Source organism: Bradyrhizobium sp. HKCCYLRH3073, assembly GCF_051167995.1.
GTDB lineage: Bacteria > Pseudomonadota > Alphaproteobacteria > Rhizobiales > Xanthobacteraceae > Bradyrhizobium.
In genome coordinates, this window is sequence record NZ_JBNPUD010000003.1 from 515,938 (window position 1) to 536,132 (window position 20,195).

General features: G+C 64.4%; 19 protein-coding genes and 1 tRNA gene. 9 read left to right on the forward strand and 11 right to left on the reverse strand.

The genetic code is table 11. The features are described from left to right. The first annotated feature begins 152 nt into the window (after nucleotides 1-152). Complete coding sequence (locus tag ACQR1X_RS10065) at nucleotides 153-767, forward strand: CinA family protein (RefSeq protein WP_315799941.1); 615 nt, start codon at nucleotides 153-155, stop codon at nucleotides 765-767. A gap of 396 nt (nucleotides 768-1,163) precedes the next feature. On the opposite strand, the gene ACQR1X_RS10070 is transcribed toward ACQR1X_RS10065, so the two are convergent. Continuing rightward, nucleotides 1,164-1,511 carry a DUF1127 domain-containing protein gene (locus ACQR1X_RS10070; protein ID WP_315799940.1) on the reverse strand — a complete coding sequence of 116 codons (348 nt, stop codon included), beginning with the start codon at nucleotides 1,509-1,511 and terminating at the stop codon, nucleotides 1,164-1,166. 247 nt (nucleotides 1,512-1,758) lie between these two features. Further along, nucleotides 1,759-2,316, reverse strand: a complete 558-nt coding sequence (locus ACQR1X_RS10075) for an HD domain-containing protein (protein WP_434846847.1) — start codon at nucleotides 2,314-2,316, stop codon at nucleotides 1,759-1,761. 793 nt (nucleotides 2,317-3,109) lie between these two features. On the opposite strand from ACQR1X_RS10075, the gene ACQR1X_RS10080 reads away from it, so the two are divergent. Beyond that, entirely contained in the window at nucleotides 3,110-4,372 is a 1,263-nt protein-coding gene (locus ACQR1X_RS10080) for a methyl-accepting chemotaxis protein (RefSeq protein WP_315799938.1), read from the forward strand. 351 nt (nucleotides 4,373-4,723) lie between these two features. Here the strand turns inward: ACQR1X_RS10080 and ACQR1X_RS10085 are convergent, their stop codons facing one another. Next, nucleotides 4,724-5,197, reverse strand: coding sequence for a type II toxin-antitoxin system RatA family toxin (locus tag ACQR1X_RS10085; RefSeq protein ID WP_316236459.1), 474 nt, complete (start codon nucleotides 5,195-5,197; stop codon nucleotides 4,724-4,726). A 10-nt stretch (nucleotides 5,198-5,207) separates the two neighbouring features. Beyond that, nucleotides 5,208-6,167, reverse strand: coding sequence for a lipoyl synthase (gene lipA / locus ACQR1X_RS10090; RefSeq protein ID WP_434898746.1), 960 nt, complete (start codon nucleotides 6,165-6,167; stop codon nucleotides 5,208-5,210). A gap of 135 nt (nucleotides 6,168-6,302) precedes the next feature. Here lipA and ACQR1X_RS10095 point away from each other — a divergent pair, with 135 nt between their 5' ends. After that, nucleotides 6,303-6,941, forward strand: a complete 639-nt coding sequence (locus tag ACQR1X_RS10095) for a DNA-3-methyladenine glycosylase (RefSeq protein WP_434898747.1) — start codon at nucleotides 6,303-6,305, stop codon at nucleotides 6,939-6,941. Nucleotides 6,942-7,022: 81 nt separating this feature from the next. Here the strand turns inward: ACQR1X_RS10095 and ACQR1X_RS10100 are convergent, their stop codons facing one another. The 5 genes from ACQR1X_RS10100 to ACQR1X_RS10120 form a co-directional block, all read right to left on the reverse strand. After that, nucleotides 7,023-9,887, reverse strand: coding sequence for a valine--tRNA ligase (locus tag ACQR1X_RS10100; RefSeq protein WP_434898748.1), 2,865 nt, complete (start codon nucleotides 9,885-9,887; stop codon nucleotides 7,023-7,025). A 311-nt stretch (nucleotides 9,888-10,198) separates the two neighbouring features. Further along, nucleotides 10,199-10,954, reverse strand: a complete 756-nt coding sequence (locus ACQR1X_RS10105; protein ID WP_315799933.1) for a PopZ family protein — start codon at nucleotides 10,952-10,954, stop codon at nucleotides 10,199-10,201. A 379-nt stretch (nucleotides 10,955-11,333) separates the two neighbouring features. Next, nucleotides 11,334-12,719 (reverse strand): TolC family outer membrane protein, encoded by a 1,386-nt coding sequence (locus ACQR1X_RS10110; RefSeq protein WP_316236457.1) that lies wholly within the window; start codon nucleotides 12,717-12,719, stop codon nucleotides 11,334-11,336. Nucleotides 12,720-13,000: 281 nt separating this feature from the next. Then, nucleotides 13,001-13,666 (reverse strand): protein-L-isoaspartate O-methyltransferase family protein, encoded by a 666-nt coding sequence (locus ACQR1X_RS10115; RefSeq protein ID WP_434898749.1) that lies wholly within the window; start codon nucleotides 13,664-13,666, stop codon nucleotides 13,001-13,003. Nucleotides 13,667-13,799: 133 nt separating this feature from the next. Then, on the reverse strand, nucleotides 13,800-13,985 hold the full coding sequence (locus ACQR1X_RS10120) for a hypothetical protein (protein ID WP_315799930.1): 186 nt from the start codon (nucleotides 13,983-13,985) through the stop codon (nucleotides 13,800-13,802). A 258-nt stretch (nucleotides 13,986-14,243) separates the two neighbouring features. Here ACQR1X_RS10120 and ACQR1X_RS10125 point away from each other — a divergent pair. The 6 genes from ACQR1X_RS10125 to ACQR1X_RS10150 all read left to right on the forward strand — a co-directional run bounded on the left by ACQR1X_RS10125 (nucleotide 14,244) and on the right by ACQR1X_RS10150 (nucleotide 17,473). After that, nucleotides 14,244-14,318: transfer RNA gene (locus ACQR1X_RS10125), tRNA-Asn, on the forward strand. A gap of 164 nt (nucleotides 14,319-14,482) precedes the next feature. Continuing rightward, a complete protein-coding gene (locus ACQR1X_RS10130) occupies nucleotides 14,483-14,986 on the forward strand; it encodes an NUDIX domain-containing protein (protein ID WP_315799929.1) in 504 nt (167 codons plus the stop codon). 15 nt (nucleotides 14,987-15,001) lie between these two features. After that, on the forward strand, nucleotides 15,002-15,847 hold the full coding sequence (locus ACQR1X_RS10135) for an EamA family transporter (RefSeq protein ID WP_434839881.1): 846 nt from the start codon (nucleotides 15,002-15,004) through the stop codon (nucleotides 15,845-15,847). A 228-nt stretch (nucleotides 15,848-16,075) separates the two neighbouring features. Further along, entirely contained in the window at nucleotides 16,076-16,540 is a 465-nt protein-coding gene (locus ACQR1X_RS10140; RefSeq protein WP_315799927.1) for a response regulator, read from the forward strand. Then, nucleotides 16,518-16,922 (forward strand): response regulator, encoded by a 405-nt coding sequence (locus tag ACQR1X_RS10145; protein ID WP_315799926.1) that lies wholly within the window; start codon nucleotides 16,518-16,520, stop codon nucleotides 16,920-16,922. Before ACQR1X_RS10140 ends, ACQR1X_RS10145 begins: the two co-directional genes overlap by 23 nt. Before the next feature lie 371 nt (nucleotides 16,923-17,293). Then, on the forward strand, nucleotides 17,294-17,473 hold the full coding sequence (locus ACQR1X_RS10150) for a hypothetical protein (RefSeq protein ID WP_316178689.1): 180 nt from the start codon (nucleotides 17,294-17,296) through the stop codon (nucleotides 17,471-17,473). A gap of 120 nt (nucleotides 17,474-17,593) precedes the next feature. Here the strand turns inward: ACQR1X_RS10150 and ACQR1X_RS10155 are convergent, their stop codons facing one another. Together ACQR1X_RS10155 and ACQR1X_RS10160 are read right to left on the reverse strand one after the other, a co-directional pair. Continuing rightward, on the reverse strand, nucleotides 17,594-19,336 hold the full coding sequence (locus tag ACQR1X_RS10155) for a methanol/ethanol family PQQ-dependent dehydrogenase (RefSeq protein WP_434898750.1): 1,743 nt from the start codon (nucleotides 19,334-19,336) through the stop codon (nucleotides 17,594-17,596). A gap of 91 nt (nucleotides 19,337-19,427) precedes the next feature. Further along, on the reverse strand, nucleotides 19,428-20,003 hold the full coding sequence (locus ACQR1X_RS10160) for a ubiquinol-cytochrome c reductase iron-sulfur subunit (protein ID WP_316178685.1): 576 nt from the start codon (nucleotides 20,001-20,003) through the stop codon (nucleotides 19,428-19,430). Nucleotides 20,004-20,195: the final 192 nt, after the last annotated feature.

Sequence of the window (20,195 nt, forward strand, 5' to 3'; positions counted from 1 at the left end):
AGCGCGGTGCGCTCCCTCGCCCCGTCAGGGCGAAGCGAAGCTTCGCTAGGGTGGGGAGAGGCGAAGCTCGCGGCGCCACCTCGAACTTTTCGAACGCCATCGCTTTGGTGGTGCTTCCTGAGGTCTCGATCGGCATCGAGGAAACGCTGCAGATGGCGAGCGAACGTCAAATCGGCTCCACCAGCGCGCTGGCCCGCTCGCTGCTCGACCTCTGCCGGTCGCGCAAGCTGATGATCGCGACCGCCGAGTCCTGCACCGGCGGCTTGGTCGCCGCCGCGCTGACGGAGATCCCCGGCTCGTCCGACGTCATCGACCGCGGCTTCGTCACCTACTCCAACGAGGCCAAGCGCGCGATGCTCGGCGTCGAAGCCTCGACCTTGCAGACCTTCGGCGCCGTCTCCAAGGAGACCGCGATCCAGATGGCCGTCGGCGCCCTCGAACGCGCCGACGTCGACCTCGCGGTCGCCATCACCGGCATCGCCGGCCCCGGCGGTGCCACCCCCGGCAAGCCCGTCGGCCTCGTCCACTTCGCCGTCGCCGCCCGCGACGGCCGCATCACTCACCGCGAGCACCGCTTCGGTGCCATCGGCCGCAGCACCGTCCGGACACGTTCGGTGATCGAGGCGCTGCGGATGTTGATGGAACTGGCAAGACCGCAGGTCCCCGCCAAGCCGAAACGCGCGGCCGCGACGCGTCTGAGACCGCGCGTGGCTCGGGCGCCGCGGCTGCATCCGGTGAAGCGTCCGCCGAGGCGGCCGCGGACTTAGTTGGACATAGTGCGCCCGCTCCCGCTGCGCCGTCATCGCGAGCGCAGCGACGCGATCCAGTGTATCTCCACAACATCGAGATTGCTTTGGCGCAACGGCCCCTCGCAAATGACGCACACCTGACCTGCCCTGCGCCCGACAAACATCAACGGCCCGCTTGCCTGCCCTCGCGAGGTGGAGACGACGCTGCCGCCTTTGCCTCGGTCGTCATCCCCGCGAAAGCGGGGATCCATAACCACAGGATGTCGTGTAGCGGAACGTCCGTGGATCTCGTCCCACCACATCCGCCGCGGCGTGAATCCCGGGTCGGCGCCTGCGCGGCGCTCTGCGCCGCTCCGGCTTGCCCGGGGCGACACCGGTGCTTGAAACTCGCGGTGACAGTTCAGCCAGCAATGCTCATGCACGCCAGAACGGCCGTCGGCACAGCCGCCGCGCTTCATCGCGTGTCATGCCGTAGTCCTCCAGCACTTCATCGGCGAGCCAGGGGAGCTCCCTGGCGAAGCGGCGGCGCTCGCGCAAGCGCGCCAACCAGAGCCGAAGCACCGATTTTGGCACGGGCCCAGAGCTGCCGTGACCAACAATCGGTTGCGGCAAGTAGTAGACGTTGGCCCCAAGATTCGGCGAAGCAGGAAGTCGCGCGGCGTGATCGCGACCGCGCTCGAAGATCCGCGGCGCATGCGCGACACCACGCAATCCACGCGTCCCGATGGCGCTGACACTCTGCTCGTCGGTCGTGCTCGGCATGGCGGGCTCCCTTGAAAAGAAAGAACCTGCCGGCAATAAAAAAGCCGCCAGGTTCCTGGCGGCTGTTCGGATCAAAGACTGCACATCATCAGATTGCGCGTGATCCTCCCGCCGCCCGCAAGCTACGGTGCGTCCAACGACCAAAACGATGGGTGGCGACGGTGATCATGGCTGGTCTATAGCTGATAGATCTGAAGTTGTCATCTGCCAATCCGGTGAAAGATCAGCGCCCGCGCTGTCCAAAGTGTCAGGACGGAAAAGCGCCCACCGTCTGCGCTAGCTGCCGCGCCAACGATCCCGGCAACGCCTGATCGAAGATGCTGCTCAGCGTGCGGTAGTACCAGATCGTCCCATCCTTTCCGCCGGTGAAGCGCTGCCACACCGCGTCGCCGACCTCATCAAGATCGCGCGCGATCGCCTCGGCATTGTCGACCTTGTCGGCGAGCGACACCAGCAGCGATGACGCCGGCTTGAGCGGCAGCTTGGCGAGATAGGCTTCCTTCCGCGGGCGCCATGCGGGCTTCGGATCGACCCAGGAATCCGTGCAGTCCGCGACGATCTCTGCGACGCCATCACCGAATCGCCGCCGGATCTCGTCCAGCGTGGCCTGTCCGCCCTGATCCTCGGCGGCGTCGTGCAGCAGGCCGGCGATGGCCTGCACCTCGCTGCCGCCCGCCGACAGCACGCGGCTGGAGACGCTGAGCAAGTGCGCGATGTAGGGCACCATGCTGCCCTTGCGCAATTGGGTCCGGTGCAACTTCGCCGCATAGACCAGCGCGTCGTCATAGAGATGAGAGAGTGACATCAGCCTGCTTTCCTCTTCAGATTGTCCCTTGAGCATCACGATAGCCGACCCGTCGGGCAAATCAGCCCTCTCGCGGTCTGTGCCCGGCCGGGTGCTGAATCCTTCCAGCCGCCGAAATCGCATTCCACCCCGTGCGCCACGCGACGAATTTCCCGAGTGCTTTCAATGTCCGACTCACTGTCCAGTCCTCACCGTGAAAATAATCTTCTTTCGCTTTTCCGGAATCCGTGTTTCCCTCCGCTCATCCCGCCTCGACACGAGGGGCGTATCGCGATCGTCACGACACGCGAGGTGGGGAGGCGATGGCCGCTGATTGCCGCAGCGCGTCTTTGGACGTGCGGACGAACGGCAGTGGGCGGACGTGAAGTCGCAGCGTCCTGACACCCCGAAGCTGGTGTCACGCCGGTGGTGATGATGACCCGCCGGTCACGGGGGCAAGACAGCCGGTCCCCGGGGAGACTGCGTATAAGCGTGAAGACCGTCGCGCGGGGAATGCCGGGATGTCTCGGCTGCACCTGTGGTACCTGCCGCCTGCATTTTTTTCCGCAGGCGGGCCATGGGGGCGGCGAGCTCCCGGCATTCCCTGCGCCCTCGTGATTTCAGAGGGTCCATCGACAGGCACAGCCCGGGCGCGATCGCGCCGCGGAGGATGCGGCTGCCTGTCCGCTCGATGCCGTCCCCATCATCCGGATCGCCGACGATTATCGCACGCGCCGCCACGGCCTAAAGGTTTTGGTTAATTTTGTCCTGCTACGTCTCGCGCATTCTTCTCTGACAGTGGATTCGGGACCCCATGGCTTTCTTCTCCGGCAAGTCGGCTGATCGCACGCATAACCTCCTGATGACGGAGCTGTTCGAACGCCATCGCGACGCCATCCTGGTGATGTCCGACGGCAAGATCATCGCCTGCAACGAGACCGCGGTCCGCTTCGGCGGCTTCCGCAGCAAGCAGGACCTGCTGTCGCGTTCGCCGGCGACCATGGCGCCGGAGTTCCAGCCCAGCGGCAAGCGTTCCGCCGATGTCGTGAAGGAGATGGATGCCAAGGCCAGGCGCGAGGGCCACGCGACGTTCGAGTGGACCACCAAGCGCGCCGACGGCAGCCCGGCGCTGGTGCAGATCACGCTGGTGCCGACCCAGGTCGAGGGCCAGACCTATGTCATCAGCTTCCGCCGCGATCTCTCCGACCTCATTGCCGCGCGCGAGGAGAAGAAGCGCGCGCTCGACCGGATCGCCAAGGATTTCGAGACCTCGGTCGGCGCCATCGCCAATGCGATCTCCGGCGCCTCGCGCGAGGTCGAGACCACGGCGGCCTCGCTGACCACGACCGCGGATCAGGCCGCGCAACGCGTGGCGCTGGTGGCATCGGCGTCCAACTCCGCCTCCTCCAACGTGCAGTCGGTGGCTGGCGCGACCGAGGAGCTTTCGACCTCGGTCAGCGAGATCAACCGCCAGGTCGCAACCTCCTCCACCATCGCCGCCGAGGCCGTCGAGGCGTCCTCGCGCACCAACGACCTCGTCAACAGCCTGGCGGACGCTGCGGCCAAGATCGGCGCCGTCACCGACATGATCAACGCGATCGCGAGCCAGACCAACCTGCTGGCGCTGAACGCGACCATCGAGGCCGCCCGCGCCGGCGATGCCGGCCGCGGCTTTGCCGTGGTCGCCTCGGAGGTGAAGAGCCTGTCGAGCCAGACCGCGAAAGCGACCGACGAGATCAGCGCCCACATCAGCGCGATGCAGCGCGCCACCAGCGATACGGTCGCGGCGATCCAGGGCATCGGCGGCACCATCGGCCAGATCAGCGAGATCGCCAAGACGATCGCGACCGCGGTCGACCAGCAGGGCCATGCGACGCAGGAGATCGCCCGCTCGGTCAGCCAGGCCGCCAGCGGCACCCGCGAGGTCGCCACCAACATCGGCTCCGTCAGCCAGACGGTGGAATCGGCCGGCGGCGCCGCGCGGCAGATGCTGGGTGCAGCCGGCCAGCTCGCCAAGCATGCCGACGAGCTGCGCGGCAAGGTGAAGGACTTTTTGACCGCCGTGCAGGCGGCGTAGGTTCGATCGCAGCAGTTGACGCCGGCGATCAGGACGGCTCCGCGACCATGTCGCGGAGCAGCTGTTTGAAGACGTGGATAGGAAGGAACTTGCACGCTGCCGTCTCTGCGGTGAGAGGCACGCGGCCAACCGCGCCCTCCGCTGTCGTCCCGGGCAAGCCGGAGCGGCGCGGAGCGCCGTGGAGGCGCCGACCCGGGACCCATACCCCGCAGCAGATGTGGTGAAACGAGATCGGAGTGGCGCGCGTGCGGCCACACGGCCCTCTGTGGCTATGGGTCCCCGCGTTCGCGGGGACGACAGCGGAGAGTGGAGCGCCGTCAGTGGTTGATCATTGGCGTGATCAAAAAAGCGCTACGTCGACGACACCGCGGGCTTGCGGCCGTAGATCGCGTCGGCGCGCTTCTCGAACGCCGCCGACATGCGCGCGAAGATCGTGTCGAACATCGAGCCCATCAGCATCGCCAGCATGCGGCTCTTGAACTCGTAGGCGATGAAGAACGTCACCTCGCAGGCGCCCTGCTCGCGTGACTCGAAGCTCCAGCGGTTCTCCAGGCTTGAGAACGGTCCGCTCACATATTCGACCAGGATCTTGCGCCCGGCGCGGTCGAGCGTGACGCGGCTGGTGAAGGTCTCCTTGACCAGCTTGAACGAGACCGTCATGTCGGCGACGACGACCTCGGTGCCGTCAGGCTTCGGATTGCGCTGGCGCACCACCAGCTTCTCGCACAGCGGCACGAACTCCGGATAGCGCTCGACATCGGCGACGAGGTCGAACATCTGGTCGGCCGTGTGCGCGACGCGGCGCTTGTTGGAAAATCTCGGCATCTGGTCTCGATCAGCGCGCGAGCGCGTCGCGCGCGGCCTTCAGTCTGGCGAAATCCTCGCCGGCATGGTGCGAGGAGCGCGTGAGCGGGCTCGCCGACACCATCAGGAAGCCCTTGGTGTAGGCGACGGTCTCATAGCCGGAGAATTCCTCCGGCGTGACGAAGCGCATCACGGCGTGATGCTTCCTGGTCGGCTGCAGATACTGGCCGATGGTGAGGAAATCGACCTCGGCCGAACGCAGGTCGTCCATCACCTGCAGCACCTCGTGGCGCTCCTCGCCGAGGCCGACCATGATGCCGGACTTGGTGAAGATGGTGGGATCGATCTCCTTGACCCGCTGCAGCAGCCGGATCGAGTGGAAGTAGCGCGCGCCGGGGCGGACCGAGAGGTAGCGCGACGGCACGGTCTCGAGATTGTGGTTGAAGACGTCGGGCTTGGCCGCGACGACCTGCTCCAGCGCTCCCTCTTTGCGCAGGAAGTCGGGGGTGAGCACCTCGATCGTGGTGGTCAGGCATTTCGCGCGGATGGCGCGGATGGTCGCGGCGATATGGGCGGCGCCGCCGTCGGCGAGATCGTCGCGATCGACCGAGGTGACCACGACATGGGTCAGGCCGAGCTTGAAGGTCGCCTCCGCGACGTGCTCTGGCTCGCCGGCGTCGAGCGCCTGGGGCATGCCGGTCTTGACGTTGCAGAAGGCGCAGGCCCGCGTGCAGGTGTCGCCCATGATCATGAAGGTGGCGTGCTTCTTGTCCCAGCACTCGCCGATGTTCGGGCAGCCGGCCTCCTCGCATACGGTGACGAGGCCGTTCTCGCGCACGATGTTGCGGGTGTCGGCATAGCCGCGGGTGGTCGGCGCCTTGACCCGGATCCAAGCCGGCTTGGCCGGCGAGATGGAATCCGGCCGGTTCGCCTTTTCGGGGTGGCGGGGGCGCAGCGGCGTGTTCGCGTTGATGTCGACGATGGTGACCATGGGATTCGCACAAACCTCTGTTGCGCCCTAGCTATTCCGTGCCGCGGCGCACCGCAACCGGCTGGCCGAGGATACCAGGGCATGGCAGATATGGGCAGCGCGGAACAGCGCTCACCACGGCGGATTTCCTCGAGAATGGCGCAAAAACCGGCAAAAGCCCCCGGAGTTTCACGGCTCCGGCGCAATGCGGCGGCCAAGCGGCTGACGCGGGCGTTCTTCGCCCGCGAGGTGCTCGCGGTGGCGCCGGAGCTGATCGGGGCGACGTTTCTGGTCGACGGCGTCGGCGGGATCATCGTCGAGGTCGAGGCGTATCACCACACCGATCCGGCGGCACATTCCTTCCGGGGACCGACACCGCGCAACCAGGTGATGTTCGGCCCGCCCGGCTTCGCCTATGTCTACCGCTCGTACGGCATTCATTGGTGCGTGAACTTCGTCTGCGAGGCCGAGGGCTCGGCCAGCGCTGTGCTGATCCGGGCGATCGAGCCGACGATGAGGATGGAGGAGATGCAGCGGCGGCGTGGGCTCGAGGACGTCCGTGCACTGTGCTCGGGGCCAGGCAAGCTGACGGAGGCGATGGGCATCACGATCGCGCATAACGCGCTGCCGCTCGATGCTCCGCCGATCGAGCTGTTCGCGCGGACAGGCGATGTCGAGGTCGTCACCGGCATCCGCATCGGCATCACCAAGGCCGTCGAGCTGCCGTGGCGTTTCGGCCTGAAGGGCTCGCGGTTCCTGAGCAAGCCATTTCCGCCGTTATCGCGAGGAACGTAAGCGACGAAGCGATCCAGGGGGCTTCGCTGGGACTCTGGATTGCTTCGCTTCGCTCGCAATGACGGAGGAGAGAGCGTCGTGTCAGACGCCCTGCAGCCGCGACAGCGCCTCTTGGAACTTGGCCTTGCGCGCCAGCGCCGCCTCGCGCTTCTCCTTCTCTTCCTCGACCAGCTCCTCGGGTGCGTTGGCGACGAACTTCTCGTTGCCGAGCTTCTTGTCGACGCGCTCGATGTCGGCCTCGGCCTTGGCGATCTCCTTGCCCAGGCGGGTGCGCTCGGCGGCGAGATCGACCACGCCCTTGAGCGGAAGCGCGGCGACCTCGCCGCGCACGACGAGCTGGGCGGAGCCGTCAGGCGCGGCGTCGGCGAAGCTGATGTCGGAGAGCCGCGCGAGGCGCTTGATGACCTCGGTCCAGCGCGGTGCGCGCTCCCTCGTCTCGGCGGAGGCCCCGACCAGCGCGAGCGGCATCAGAGTCGCCGGCGGAATGTTCATCTCGGCGCGGACCGAGCGGATCGCGGTAACGAGATCGACCACCCAGCCGATCTCGGCCTCGGCCGCCTCGTCCTTGAAGCTGGCGGCGTCGAACGAGACCAGCAGCGGCGGCACCAGGGGATCGCCGAAGCTGGCCGCGGACAGCGCGGCGATCTCGGCCACCGTCGGCCTGTCGGTGCGGTGCGGCCAGGGTGACAGGGTCAGCAGACTGTCGCGCTTGGCGGTGGACTCCCACAGCGCCTCGGTGATGAAGGGCATGAAGGGATGCAGGAGCTTGAGGATCTCGTCGCGCGCCCAGGCCACCATCGCGCGGGTCTCGGCCTTGGCGGGCCCGTCCTCGCCGAGCAGGGTCGGCTTGGAGAGCTCGACATACCAGTCGCAATAGACGTCCCAGACGAAACGGTAGATCGCGTTGGCCGCGTCGTTGAAGCGATAGGCCTCGAGCGCCTCGGTGACCTCGCGCGTCGCCGCGGCCGCCTCATGCGCGATCCAGCGGTTCAGGGTCTCCTTCGCGGAGCCCGGGTCGAAGCCCTCGGGCACCGTGCAGCCGTTCATCTCGGCGAAGCGGCTGGCGTTCCAAAGCTTGTTGGCGAACTTGCGGTAGCCGTCGACGCGCTGGGTCGACAGCTTGATGTCGCGGCCTTGGGCTGCCATCGCCGCCAGGGTGAAGCGCAGCGCGTCGGCGCCGTGCTCGTCGATCAGCGCGAGGGGATCGATGACGTTGCCCTTCGACTTCGACATCTTGGCGCCCTTCTCGTCGCGGACGAGCGCATGGATGTAGACGGTCGAGAACGGCACCTCCTTCATGAAGTGGATGCCCATCATCATCATGCGGGCGACCCAGAAGAAGATGATGTCGAAGCCGGTGACCAGCACGTTGGTCGGGTAGTAGCGCTTCACCTCCGGTGTATCGTCGGGCCAGCCGAGCGTGGAGAACGGCCACAGCGCCGAGGAGAACCAGGTGTCGAGCACGTCCTCGTCACGCGTGATGAAGCCTTCGCGCTTGTTGCGGTCGAGCGCCATCTCGCGCCCCTGCTCCGCCGTGATGACCTCCTGCTCGACGTAGTAGCCGATGGCGTGGCCGACGGCCTCCTCCTCGGTTTCGGCGACGAAGACCTTGCCGTCAGGGCCGTACCAGGCGGGAATCTGATGGCCCCACCACAACTGGCGCGAGATGCACCAGGGCTGGATGTTCTCCATCCAGTCGAAATAGGTCTTCTCCCAGTTGCGCGGCACGAACGTCGTCGCGCCCGACCTGACCGCCGCGATCGCCGGCTGCGCCAGGGTCTTGGCGTCGACATACCACTGATCGGTCAGATAGGGCTCGATCACGACGCCGGAGCGGTCGCCATGCGGCACCATGTGCGTGTTCGGCTCGACCCGCTCGAGGAAGCCGAAGGATTCCAGCCGCTCCAGGATCTTCTTGCGCGCAGCAAAACGCTCGATGCCGTGGAACTCCCTGGCAAACTCCTCGGAGCCCTCGGGAAGGCCGCGCAGATAGTCCTCGTTGTCGACCAGCGCAATGCAGCCTTCGCGATCAAGAATGCTGATCTGCGGCAGGCCGTGGCGGCGGCCGACCTCGAAATCGTTGAAGTCGTGCGCCGGCGTGATCTTGACCGCGCCGGTGCCCTTCTCCGGATCCGAGTAAGTGTCGGCGACGATCGGGATCTCGCGCCCGACCAGCGGCAGGATCACGCGCTTGCCGACGAGATGCTGGTAGCGCTCGTCATCCGGATGCACGGCGACTGCGCTGTCGCCGAGCATGGTTTCGGGACGCGTGGTCGCGACGACGATGAAACTCGTGGGATCCTCGGGGCTGAACGTCTTGCCTTCGATCGGATAGCGCAGGTACCAGAGGTTGCCCTTGACCTCGATCTGCTGGACCTCGAGGTCCGAGATCGCCGTCAGCAGCTTCGGGTCCCAGTTGACCAGCCGCTTGTCCTTGTAGATCAGGCCGGCGCGATGCAGCTCGACGAACACCTTGACGACGGCCTTGGACAGGCCCTCGTCCATCGTGAAGCGCTCGCGGCCCCAGTCGCAGGAGGCGCCGAGACGCTTCAACTGGTTGATGATGGTGCCGCCGCTCTCGTCCTTCCACTGCCAGACGCGCGCGAGGAACTTCTCGCGGCCCATCTCGCGGCGACCGGGCTGCTGGCGCTCCATCAGTTGGCGCTCGACCACCATCTGCGTGGCGATGCCGGCATGGTCGGTGCCGGGCTGCCACAGCACGTCGCGGCCGCGCATGCGCTCGAACCGGCACAGGATGTCCTGAAGCGTGTTGTTGAGCGCGTGCCCCATGTGCAGCGATCCGGTCACGTTCGGCGGCGGGATCACGATGGTGAAAGGATCGGCATCGCGGCGATCGGGGCGACCGGCGGAGAACGCCCGGGCATCCTCCCAGACCAGGGACATGCGACCTTCGAGATCGGTGGGCTGATAATTCTTATCGATCATGGCATTTCCAGCGGCGTGGGGCCGGCTGTCCAATTCGGGATGTCGCGGAACTCGTCCGGGCCTTTTGTGACATGACCTGAAAAAGCTCACGCAAGCTGTTGGTGCTTGGGCTGTTTTCGGACTGATGTCCGACCGCGGACCGTGCTCCCGGAGGAGCCCTCTCGATCCGTCCGGCAGGGATCAGCTTGACAGGGCTAGAAAGCCGCCGCGGCGCGCCAAGTCAACAGCAGCGGCGAACATTGACGGAAAGGGCCTACCGCCCGCCGCGGCTCGCTCCAGAACGGAACGCGAGTTCGTGCCCCCTCTCGGCGTCAGCGGCCGCGCGAGACGCGCTCGATCTCGGCCTTGACGATGCGCTCCACCAGGGCCGGAAGATTGTCATCCAACCACGATTTCAGCATCGGACGCAGCATCTCCTTGACGAGGTCCTCAAGCGTCCGGGCGTTGTTGCTCAGCACGGTGTTGGCCAGCGCATTGAATGCCGATTCGACGGCGTTGACCGTGGACGGCGCCAGGATCGGCTGTTTCGGCGTGGCCTGCTCGAAAGACGACTCGAAGCTCGCGGCCTTCTGGTTGAGCCGCCCGGACTCGATGAACTCGATATCGTTCTGCGGATCCACCTTTCGGAAGGATGCCGCGGCGGGGGCTGGCGCTGGAGCGGGAGTCGGTGGGGCCACTGCCATGTCGTCCGTCAACTCAAGTACTTCAGGTTCTGGATCCGGCTCGGGTTCGGCCGGCCGGACCTCTGCCGCCGGAGTCGTTTCATCCAAACCCGCCAGCAATGCGTCAATGTCATCCTGACTGTTGGGCGCCGCAGCCGCCGCGGGCGGCGGCGCAGGTGGTGGTGGCGCGGGCTTGGCGGGGGCCGCAGCAGCGATCTTCGAAGGCGGGATGTCGTTCATCACCGGCTTCGCGGCCGGGGCCGCCGGCTTCTCGGCCTTCACCGGCTCCGGCGCGGCAGCCTTGTCCGCCGCCGGCGGCTTGCCCTCGTCGTCGGCAATGATACGCCGGATCGACGCCAGAATCTCCTCCATGGAGGGTTCTTGGACCTTCGCAGGCTGCGTCATTTCCGACTCCAAATCAGCAACGCCGCCCTACGTATCGGCGCGGCGCAAAAGTCCCGGGCGCCGGATCCAAGAGGCTTGGACTTCTCAACGGACATGCCAACTTGTCTCCGGACAAGGCCTGATCGATGCAAAACAACAGAACGATACTGCCCATGTCGGAGACTATTCTTGGAAGAACTTCCGACGCAGTCCGAATCGTTCGGCGGCCATTTTGAGGCTATGTCATGGCAACAAATGAATGCAAGCAACGCCGGCCGCGAACCCGGTGGAGCACGGAGGTCGCCTGTCAAGCGTCGCCCATTCGTCACAACCACAGCATGTGCCACAAAAAAATCCCCCGGCCAAGGACCGAGGGATCAGGGTCGATATTAAGAATATACTAACGACCATCCGGCGTCCGTACACCCGCCCAGTTATCCCGGACCTGCTGGTAGTGAACGCTGGGATCGTAGGTGGTCGTCGGCAGGTTCAGCACCTGCGGCGACAGCCGCCCGACGGTCTGAAGTACCGAGTAGGATGCGACCACACGATCGTGCTGTGCGTTCACCAGCGAGTTCCGCGCATTGACCAGCGCCTGCTGAGCGTTGAGGACATCCAGCGTGGTCCGCTGGCCCGCCTTGGCTTCCTCGCGCACGCCGTTCAAGGCGATCTCGGAGGCCGCCACCTGGGCCTGCGCCGACTGCACCTGAGCCTTGCCCGCGAGCAGCTTGCCCCAGGCAGATACCACGTCGGAGCGAGCCTGATCACGCGTCTGCTCCAGGACCAGACGCTGCTGTGCCAGCGACTCCTTGGACTGCCGGATCAGCGAATATTCCGCCCCTCCGTTGTAGATCGGAACGTTCAGCGAGGCGACAGCCGACGCGCTGAACCCACGATAGGATTGCAGGCTCGACTCATAGCCCTGCTGAGCCTGAGCCTGGACGTTTACGGACGGCAGCAGCGCACCTTCCTTGATCTTCGTGTCAAGATACTGGACGTCGATGCCGTACATCGCCGCGGTCACGCTCGGGTTTTCCGTCAGGGCCGTTTCGACCGACTGCTGGAGGCTCGGCGGCAAGTAACGATCAACAGGAGAGCCCGGCGCCAGATTCTGGGGATCGTTGCCGATGATTCGGCGGAAGTTCGAGCGGGTCGCCGTCAGCTGGGCCTCTGCTGTGAGCTGCTGCGTGCGGCCGGCGGCGAGCTGAGCCTCGGATTGCGCGACGTCGGTGCGGGTGACCTCGCCGACGTTGAACCGATCCCGAGTCTGCTTGAGCGTCTGCTCCAGCACTCGCGTGTTGCTGCGCTGGACCTCGACGATCGCCGCATCGCGCAGATAGTCCATATAGATCGTGGCCGCGGCTAGCAGCACCTGCTGCTCGAGAATGCGGAGAGCCTCGCGTTGCGCCGAGACGTTCGCCTCGGCCTTGCGCACGCCGTTTGCCGTCTGCTGACCGTTGTAGAGATTCTGGTTGACCGTCAGGCTGACGCTTCGCGGCCTTTGCACGCCGTGCGCGGCCGGCGTCGCGGGTGCCGCTTGCAAATCCGTATACTGAATGCCCGCCGTCGCAGTCAGATTGACCTTCGGCCGATACCCCGAGAGTGCCTGCGGAACGCCTTCGTCGACCGCACGAGCCTGGGCCCGCGACGCGTTCAGTTGCGGGTTGTTCTGATAGGCGCGCACCAGCGCAGCCTCGATCGTGTCGGCCAGCGCAGGCGTCGGGCCTGCACAAGCCATCACGAGGACCACAGCCGCCGCTGCGGTGACGAGCTTCACCCCAAACATCCCTGTTCCATTCATTTGTTACCGGCTCGAACGCCAGAGCCGGGCCGTAACCTGTTGAAGAGACTCCCGCGCACCTCGCACCTTATTCCCCATGCAAGCGCAACGGAACCACCCAAGCCTGGAACCCGTATCGAAAACTGTCAACGTGCAGCATCCAGGCCACACTTCTGATTTAAAACAGAATTTTGCCCGCCCGCAGCCGCGAAGACAACGCACCAAGCCGTACTGCGCGACGGGATGCCGGCAGTTCAGAGGGGTCGCCAAGAACTTCGTCTGACGACTTAAAAAACGAACTCGGGGACCCGTTCGAGGCCGGAAATGACCGGCGCCGCGGCATCGAACAGAACCCTGCTGCCGATATCACCATGCGATCGCGTACAGATCATGGCGCGGGCGGGTCGCGAGGTGGCGAAGACGCCGACCAGGCGGCCGCCCTCTTTCAATTGACGGCAAAGACCGTCAACAGCGACCTCGGTCGCTCCATTGAGGAGAATCACGTCGAAGCGGCCGTCCGCCGGATCACCCTCCGCAGCCGGCGCGACTCGAATCGTAACCGGGCAGCCATCGACGGCGGCAAGCAGATGCTTGGCGCGACCTTCGACCGCCGAATCGACCTCGGTCGCCGTCACGCTGCCCGCAAGCCGGGCGGCCAACGCAGCGAGATAGCCCGTCGCACATCCGACCACCAGCACGCTGTCGGTCGGCTTGATCTCGGCAGCCTGCAGCAGTTTTCCCGTCAGCATCGGTTTGATCAGATACCGCTTGGTCGAAGCGGATTCGGAGACGTCGAGATCCAGGTCGAGATAGGCCAGCGCCTGCCGATCTGTGGGAACGTAGGCTTCCCGCGGCACGGTCAACAACGCATCCAGCACGCGGTGATCGGTGACGTCGTTGGTCCGGACCTGACCATCGACCATTTTCTGGCGCGCCGTCGCGAATGAAGACATGAGCAGACCTGCAAGCAAAGCGGATGGACCGCGGACGATCTGCGCAATCTTTTGGTACAAGGACCTCGAAAAGGCAACATGCGGGTTTCAACGGAGCCGCTGGGACACCGCCTGTGAGGACGCCGACCGCCGGCTACTCGATCACCACGGCCAGTCGCCCGAGCAACTGCACGATCTCGTCAATATGTTCAGAATCACCGCGCGTCATCATGTCGGCCAACCGCGTGAGACATTCGTCGTCGCTGAGACGCTCGACCTGGTCGGGAATCAACGAGGGCGCGGAGACTTCTTCAGCGAATGGGATGACGGTGTTTGGCATCTACGACACTCCATGACCGCGGGGGACTGGCCGGTTCCAGCAAACTATCGGGGCCGGTTTGCTCCCCTCCAAGTGAATTTCCTGTCATCGAACTGTGGGCGGCCGCTGCCCAGCAAGCGTTCAAAGTCAATCTAACCATATGAAATTTCGGTATTTTATTCCTGAGCCCGCAATCGTCGCAAAGATGCGATTTCGTTCTATGCAAGGCGAAACGGCTTTGTTATACGCAGCCGCATTCGCGAACATTGCTTCGCCTGTTCCTCGGTAGCTCAGCGGTAGAGCATTCGACTGTTAATCGAATGGTCGCTGGTTCGAATCCAGCCCGGGGAGCCATTCTGGCCATGCCGAATGGTTCTTTATCCTCCCAATCCTTCTTTCTTGTGACGCGGGACATCCGCCGATTGGCGGCGAACGTTCGCCGATCTTCACTGTCTTCCCTTGACCGCGCATGGGGCGTCGGGCAAGCGGGGGCACTCCTTCTGCAGTGACGACCAGCGATGCCGATTTCCGATCATCTGAGAGCCGTCCGCAGCAAGATCGGCCATGATCTGTTGGCGACCACGGCGGTTTCCATCTCCGTGTTCGACGACCAGGGCCGCATTCTGCTCGGGCGCGACGCGGAGACGGGCCTCTGGACGTTGCCCGGCGGCGCCATCGATCCGAATGAGCATCCGGCCGACGCCGCCACCCGCGAATGCTTTGAGGAGACCGGCCTCGTGGTCCGCCCGAAACGTCTGCTCGGGGTGTTCGGCGGCCCGGAGTTCCTCATCCGCTATCCCAACGGTGATCTGACCTACTATACGGTCATCGCCTTCGAAGCCGTCATCGAAGGCGGCGCGCTTGCGCCTGACGGCGAGGAGATCGCGAGCCTCCGATTCGTCGATCGTGGGGAATGGGACCAGCTCCCGGTGTCGCCATCGAGCCGGATCATCTCGCGTCAGGCGCTCCAGCACGACCCGGTCCCCTACTTCGCTGCCGCGAGCTGGCGGCCCGAGAGCTGAACCGGACTCGAGTCCTTGGATCCTGTCGCCGCAATTCTCATGCTGATGGCCGGTCTGCTTCATGCGAGCTGGCATGCCATCGTCAAGACCGGCAGCAGCCTCTCCCTTCTGGCTGGCATGGGTCTGGTGAGCAGCGCCCTGATCCTGCCCTTCATGTTTCTCGTTCCCGTTCCGGCGCTCTCGACCTGGCCGCTCATCGTGGCCTCGCTGGTCTTGCACGCGGGCTACAAGGCGAGCCTCGCAATGGCCTACCGTTCAGCCGAGCTTGGACGTACCTACCCGATCGCGCGTGGCACCGTTCCGCTGTTCGCAACGCTATTTGCCTCGCTGGGTCTGCAGCAACTGCCACGGAGCGGGCAGTTGATCGGAATTGCCGTCATCGTCCTCGGAATCACCGGCCTGGCGCGCGACCGCATCCACGGTCCGATCGACCGCCGCGCGTTCTGGGCTGCGGTCTGCGCCGCCGCACTGGTCGCCGGCTATTCGGTCGTCGATGCGGCAGGCACTCGGCAGACCGAAGGCTGGGCTTCGTTCACGGTCTGGATGATCGTGCTCGACAGTGTCGTGTTCTTTCTCGTCGCAATGATGTTGCGAGGACCTGCGCTGGTGTTGGAGATCCGAGACGCCCGCACTCCGGTGCTGATCGCAGGCACCCTGGGGCTGACGTCATTCGTGGTATTCCTTTGGGCCTTGAGCCGCAATCCGATCGCCAATGTGGTCGCGTTTCGCGAATGCAGCGTCCTGTTTGCGACGCTGATCGGCGTGCTGTTCCTGAAAGAGCGTGCAACGCCGCAACGGCTTTGCTGCGCGGCGCTGATCGCAGTCGGGCTGGTCATCGTCGCCTTGCTCAAGCCGGATTGAGATTCGTCAAACAGCCGGAGCCATCGACCCGGACATCATAGTTCCATCTTCATCGCATGATGCACAACAGAAGATCTGCCTGCGGTCCGGACAGGGAAGTTCCGTAAAACTCCTGGTTGCAGAATCGCAGCAACTAATTCAGTGTTAACTACTTTGCCATTTTTGAGCCTCAGCCTATTGTCCTTGTAGCGTGAGAGTCCTTCAGTCCCGCTGATACTGAGGTGGCCCATGCCTACTGTCCTCATTATTGACGATGATTGTGCCACGCGCGCTGCGCTGGAAACATTATTGAAGAAGAAGCGGTTCTGCGTGTTTCTCGCGCCGGATGGTCCGACCGGCATTCGATTGATCGGCAGCGTGTCCTTCGATGCCGTCGTGATCGACATGTTCATGCCGGGCATGGACGGCATCGCAACCATTCGCGAGCTCATCAAGCTCGATCCCACGGTCCCGTTCATCGCAATCTCCGGCTACGCGTTCACCGATAAGAAACTGGGAGCTCCAGACTTCCTCGGAATGGCAATCAAGCTCGGAGCAACGGCAGCGTTGCAGAAGCCGTTCGACATCCTCGATCTGCTCGAAGCGGTCGATCGTGCGATCGAGGTGCGGCAACGACTTCTGACCGAGGCGCGGCGCGTGGCTCCTCATCCACGTCTGTCAGGAAGGGCTCATGATGAACATCCTGGTCGTTGATGACGAAGTCGGCGTTTGCTGTGTCATCCAGCATCTTCTGGTTCGCGAGGGCTACGCGGTCACGGCCGTCACCGACGGTCGGCTGGCCATGGATGCCGTGTCCCGCGACGATTTCGCTGCGGCCCTGATCGATCTCAACCTGGCCGACATGGACGGCAACGACGTCATCCGGGCTGCGCGCGCGGCCCGGCCCACGATGCCGATCGTGATGATGTCGGGCATGGTGCTCGAGTCAGGACAGGGGGCGCCTGACTTGCTCTCCCCCTCGCCCAAAGTGGTCGGCCTTCATCGTTTGGCGAAGCCGTTCAAGCCGAAAGACCTGTCGCAGCTGATGCGTGACATTCTGGCGCAGGACACCGAGCTTCTCGCCGTGGCGGTCTGACTGCCAGCGATTCTGCTGCTTGCGTCGAGCCGGGCGTTTGGAGCGGGTCGCCTCTCTGGCCTTTGCCGGCAAGGCAGCCTGCGACGCGCGGCAGACGTTCTGGATCTCTTGCTCACGGTCGGCTACGGGCGGACTCGTGATCGCTGCACGGTATCACCTGCCGCGCGGGCAGACGGGTCGACGGACGACGAGAAGCCTTGGGATGTGAGCCCGTTCACACTGGAACGGCGCGGACCGCGGTATCTTTTGGAACGAAGGGCACCGGTAACCAATTAGGTCCTTCGTGCCCGATCGTTAGAATTTGAGCGATCCGCTCAATTTGAACAAAGTGGAATTTTGCCATCGTGGCTCGCAGTTTGTGCGAGGGCGAGATGAGCGAAGCCGAATACGAGTTGTTGATGGATGTTGTGAGAACCGCTATTGCGCCCGAGACCGAGACCGATTCCATGGCCCGTTTGTTCGCGATTCTGCATTTCCCCGCGGCAGCCAACGACAACCAGGGCGCCTGGCCGCTGATCCCGTTTCCGGACGGCTGGTTCGCGGCCTGTTGACGCGCGATCTTCTGTCGTCATGCAAGCCAGTGGATCGGCACGTCTTTGCCGGAACACTGCTGCGGTCTTCATTTTCTGAGATGGCGACGGCGGAGGCCGCCGCCCCTCAGATCGCCGGCGCTACTTCTTGACTGCGAACACCCAGACGACGCCGCCTTGCGGGACGTTGTCCTCCAGACCGATGTTGCCTTTCGAGAGCGCATCCTGGATGCGTTGCGCATCGACGCCCCAGCCGGACTGCACGGCGATGTACTGCGTGCCATCGACCTCATAGGCGACGGGCATGCCCATGATCCCCGAGTTCGTCTTCTGCTCCCACAGCAGCTCGCCGGTCTTGGCATGGAACGCCCGGAACATCCGGTCGTTGGTGCCGCCGACCAGAACGAGATCGCCCGCCGTCGCGGTCACCGACCCGAACAGCTGGGATTTCGGGAAATTGTGCGACCACACCTTCTTGCCTGTCGCGGGATCCCAGGCCTGCAGCTCCCCGAAATGGTCGGCACCGGGCCGCACCGTGAGCCCGATGTCCTCGGCCTTGGTGCCGAGCCAGAGCTGGCCGGGAACGAGCGGCAGCTTTTCCCCGGTGAAGCCGCCGCAGAAATTCTCGTTCGCCGGCACGTAGACGAAGCGCGTCTTCTGGCTGTAGGCCGCGGACGGCCAGTCCTTGCCGCCCCACAACGAGGGACAGAAGTCGACACGCTTGCCGAGCGTGGGCTTGTGCGCGGGATCAACGATCGGCCGTCCCGTCTCGGGCTCGATGCCCTTCCAGACATCGGTGTGGACGAAGTTCCAGCCATTGACGTAGTTGATGCGCTCCGGCGTGCGCTCGAGCACCCAGAAGATGGCGTCGCGTCCGGGATGGATCAGGCTCTTGAAGCTGCGGCCGTCGCGCTGCAGGTCGACTAGCATCGGCGCATCGACCTCGTCCCAGTCCCACGAGTCGTTCTGATGATACTGGAAATGCGTCTTGATCTTTCCGGTCGCAGGATCCAGCGCGATCACCGAGCTGGTGTAGAGATTGTCGCCGGGGTGCAGGCCCCCTGGCCAGGGCGCGGCGTTGCCGACGCCCCAATACACCGTCTTGGTGTCCTTGTCGTAGGTGCCGGTCATCCAGGCCGAGCCGCCGCCGTTCTTCCAGTCGTCGCCGCTCCAGGTGTCATGCCCGGGCTCGCCTTCGGCCGGGATCGTGAAGGTGCGCCAAAGCTCCTTGCCGTCCTCGGCGTCATAAGCGGCAACGTAGCCGCGGACGCCGAACTCGCCGCCGGAGCCGCCGACCATCACCTTGCCGTCGACGATCAGCGGCATCAGCGTGAGATATTGTCCCTTCCTGTAGTCCTGGACCTTCTTGTCCCACAGCACCTTGCCGGTCTTGGCGTCGAGCGCGACAAGATGATCGTCCGTCGTGGCGAGGTAGAGCTTGTCCTGCCAGAGGCCGACGCCACGATTGGTCGGATGCAGCTGGAACAGATCCTCGGGGAGCTCGCGCTTGTAGCGCCAGTACTGATCGCCGGTCTTGGCATTCAGCGCGATGACCTGCCCCATCGGCGTCGTGATGAACATGACGCCGTTGTTGACCAGCGGCGGCGCCTCGTGCCCCTCGACCACGCCGGTGGCAAAGGTCCAGACCGGCACCATGTCCTTGACGTTCGCGGTGTTGATCTGGTCGAGCGGACTATACCCCTGGCCATCATAGGTCCGGCGGTAGAGTATCCAGTTGCCCGGTTCGGGATTTTCGAGCCGCGCGGGCGTAACGGGACTATAGTTGTCGATCGGGCCGGCCACGGCTGCCGGTGCGGCGAGACAGGTGAACGCCACGGTGCTCGATAGCAGCCATTGCTTGATCGCGGTGGACGTGATGGACATGGACAAACCTCCCCTGCTTCGTTTTTCGATTCACTTGTTGTCGTGACGGGTGTCGAGACGATGCGAGTTCCGATAGGGACATGGGATCTCATCAGCCCTGTTGGCCACCTACCTTCCCAATGAAGGGCCCGGCGATCAGGAGCGTGCCGTCCTTGATCGCGAGGGGAAGCGCGGCAAGCCGCCGCGGCGCGGGGCCGAACACGACCTGCGCCCCGCGCCTCGGGTCGTACTCGGAATTGTGGCACATGCATTTGAAGACATCGTCGTTGCCCTCGGTCGCCTTGATCCAGGCCGTGACCGGGCATCCCGCATGCGAGCAGATGGCCGAGTAGGCCACGATGCCTTCGGCCGCGCGCTGACGCGTGTCGTCGTCGAGTTCGTTTGGATCGAGCCTGACGAGCACCACCTCGTTCAATCGCGATCCGTCACGCACGATCGCATTCGCTGGATCCTTCGGCCACGCGTGAACCGGTGGCTCGCCGAGCTTCAAGTCGTCAGGCGTGATCGTCTGCCCTTCGCGCTCCCCTTCCGAGAACACGATCAGGTCGCCTTTCTGCGGCCGCTTCTCCTTGCGAGGATCATCGTCGTCGGCCGCTGCGCTGGCGACTGTTGCGCATGCGGCAAGCGTGCCGAAAACCACCGAGCGGCGTGTCGGGTGATCATCCATGACAGATCTTTGCGTGTGAAGTTGTGTGCTTGAGTCGTGGGAATGCTGCTCTAAAGTCCGGTGTCCCGCAGCGCACCCTGACATAGAACAATTAGAACAACACAACCTGACGAAATCAAGGCGCGTTGCGCGATTTCGCCGCGATGTTTTCAATTATCGTCGCTGCTGCGCGTCATTGCCGATGCAACAGTT

Excerpts from the sequence above, each read along its gene's own strand:
- ACQR1X_RS10130 (WP_315799929.1), top strand. The coding sequence starts at position 14,483 with ATGCCGATTTCCGATCATCTGAGAGCCGTCCGCAGCAAGATCGGCCAT.
- ACQR1X_RS10120 (WP_315799930.1), bottom strand. The coding sequence starts at position 13,985 with ATGCCAAACACCGTCATCCCATTCGCTGAAGAAGTCTCCGCGCCCTCG.
- ACQR1X_RS10080 (WP_315799938.1), top strand. The coding sequence starts at position 3,110 with ATGGCTTTCTTCTCCGGCAAGTCGGCTGATCGCACGCATAACCTCCTG.
- ACQR1X_RS10085 (WP_316236459.1), bottom strand. The coding sequence starts at position 5,197 with ATGCCGAGATTTTCCAACAAGCGCCGCGTCGCGCACACGGCCGACCAG.
- ACQR1X_RS10155 (WP_434898750.1), bottom strand. The coding sequence starts at position 19,336 with ATGTCCATCACGTCCACCGCGATCAAGCAATGGCTGCTATCGAGCACC.
- ACQR1X_RS10095 (WP_434898747.1), top strand. The coding sequence starts at position 6,303 with ATGGCGCAAAAACCGGCAAAAGCCCCCGGAGTTTCACGGCTCCGGCGC.
- ACQR1X_RS10075 (WP_434846847.1), bottom strand. The coding sequence starts at position 2,316 with ATGTCACTCTCTCATCTCTATGACGACGCGCTGGTCTATGCGGCGAAG.
- ACQR1X_RS10145 (WP_315799926.1), top strand. The coding sequence starts at position 16,518 with ATGATGAACATCCTGGTCGTTGATGACGAAGTCGGCGTTTGCTGTGTC.
- ACQR1X_RS10070 (WP_315799940.1), bottom strand. The coding sequence starts at position 1,511 with ATGCCGAGCACGACCGACGAGCAGAGTGTCAGCGCCATCGGGACGCGT.
- ACQR1X_RS10100 (WP_434898748.1), bottom strand. The coding sequence starts at position 9,887 with ATGATCGATAAGAATTATCAGCCCACCGATCTCGAAGGTCGCATGTCC.
- lipA (WP_434898746.1), bottom strand. The coding sequence starts at position 6,167 with ATGGTCACCATCGTCGACATCAACGCGAACACGCCGCTGCGCCCCCGC.
- ACQR1X_RS10160 (WP_316178685.1), bottom strand. The coding sequence starts at position 20,003 with ATGGATGATCACCCGACACGCCGCTCGGTGGTTTTCGGCACGCTTGCC.
- ACQR1X_RS10110 (WP_316236457.1), bottom strand. The coding sequence starts at position 12,719 with ATGTTTGGGGTGAAGCTCGTCACCGCAGCGGCGGCTGTGGTCCTCGTG.
- ACQR1X_RS10065 (WP_315799941.1), top strand. The coding sequence starts at position 153 with ATGGCGAGCGAACGTCAAATCGGCTCCACCAGCGCGCTGGCCCGCTCG.
- ACQR1X_RS10140 (WP_315799927.1), top strand. The coding sequence starts at position 16,076 with ATGCCTACTGTCCTCATTATTGACGATGATTGTGCCACGCGCGCTGCG.
- ACQR1X_RS10105 (WP_315799933.1), bottom strand. The coding sequence starts at position 10,954 with ATGACGCAGCCTGCGAAGGTCCAAGAACCCTCCATGGAGGAGATTCTG.
- ACQR1X_RS10115 (WP_434898749.1), bottom strand. The coding sequence starts at position 13,666 with ATGTCTTCATTCGCGACGGCGCGCCAGAAAATGGTCGATGGTCAGGTC.
- ACQR1X_RS10150 (WP_316178689.1), top strand. The coding sequence starts at position 17,294 with ATGAGCGAAGCCGAATACGAGTTGTTGATGGATGTTGTGAGAACCGCT.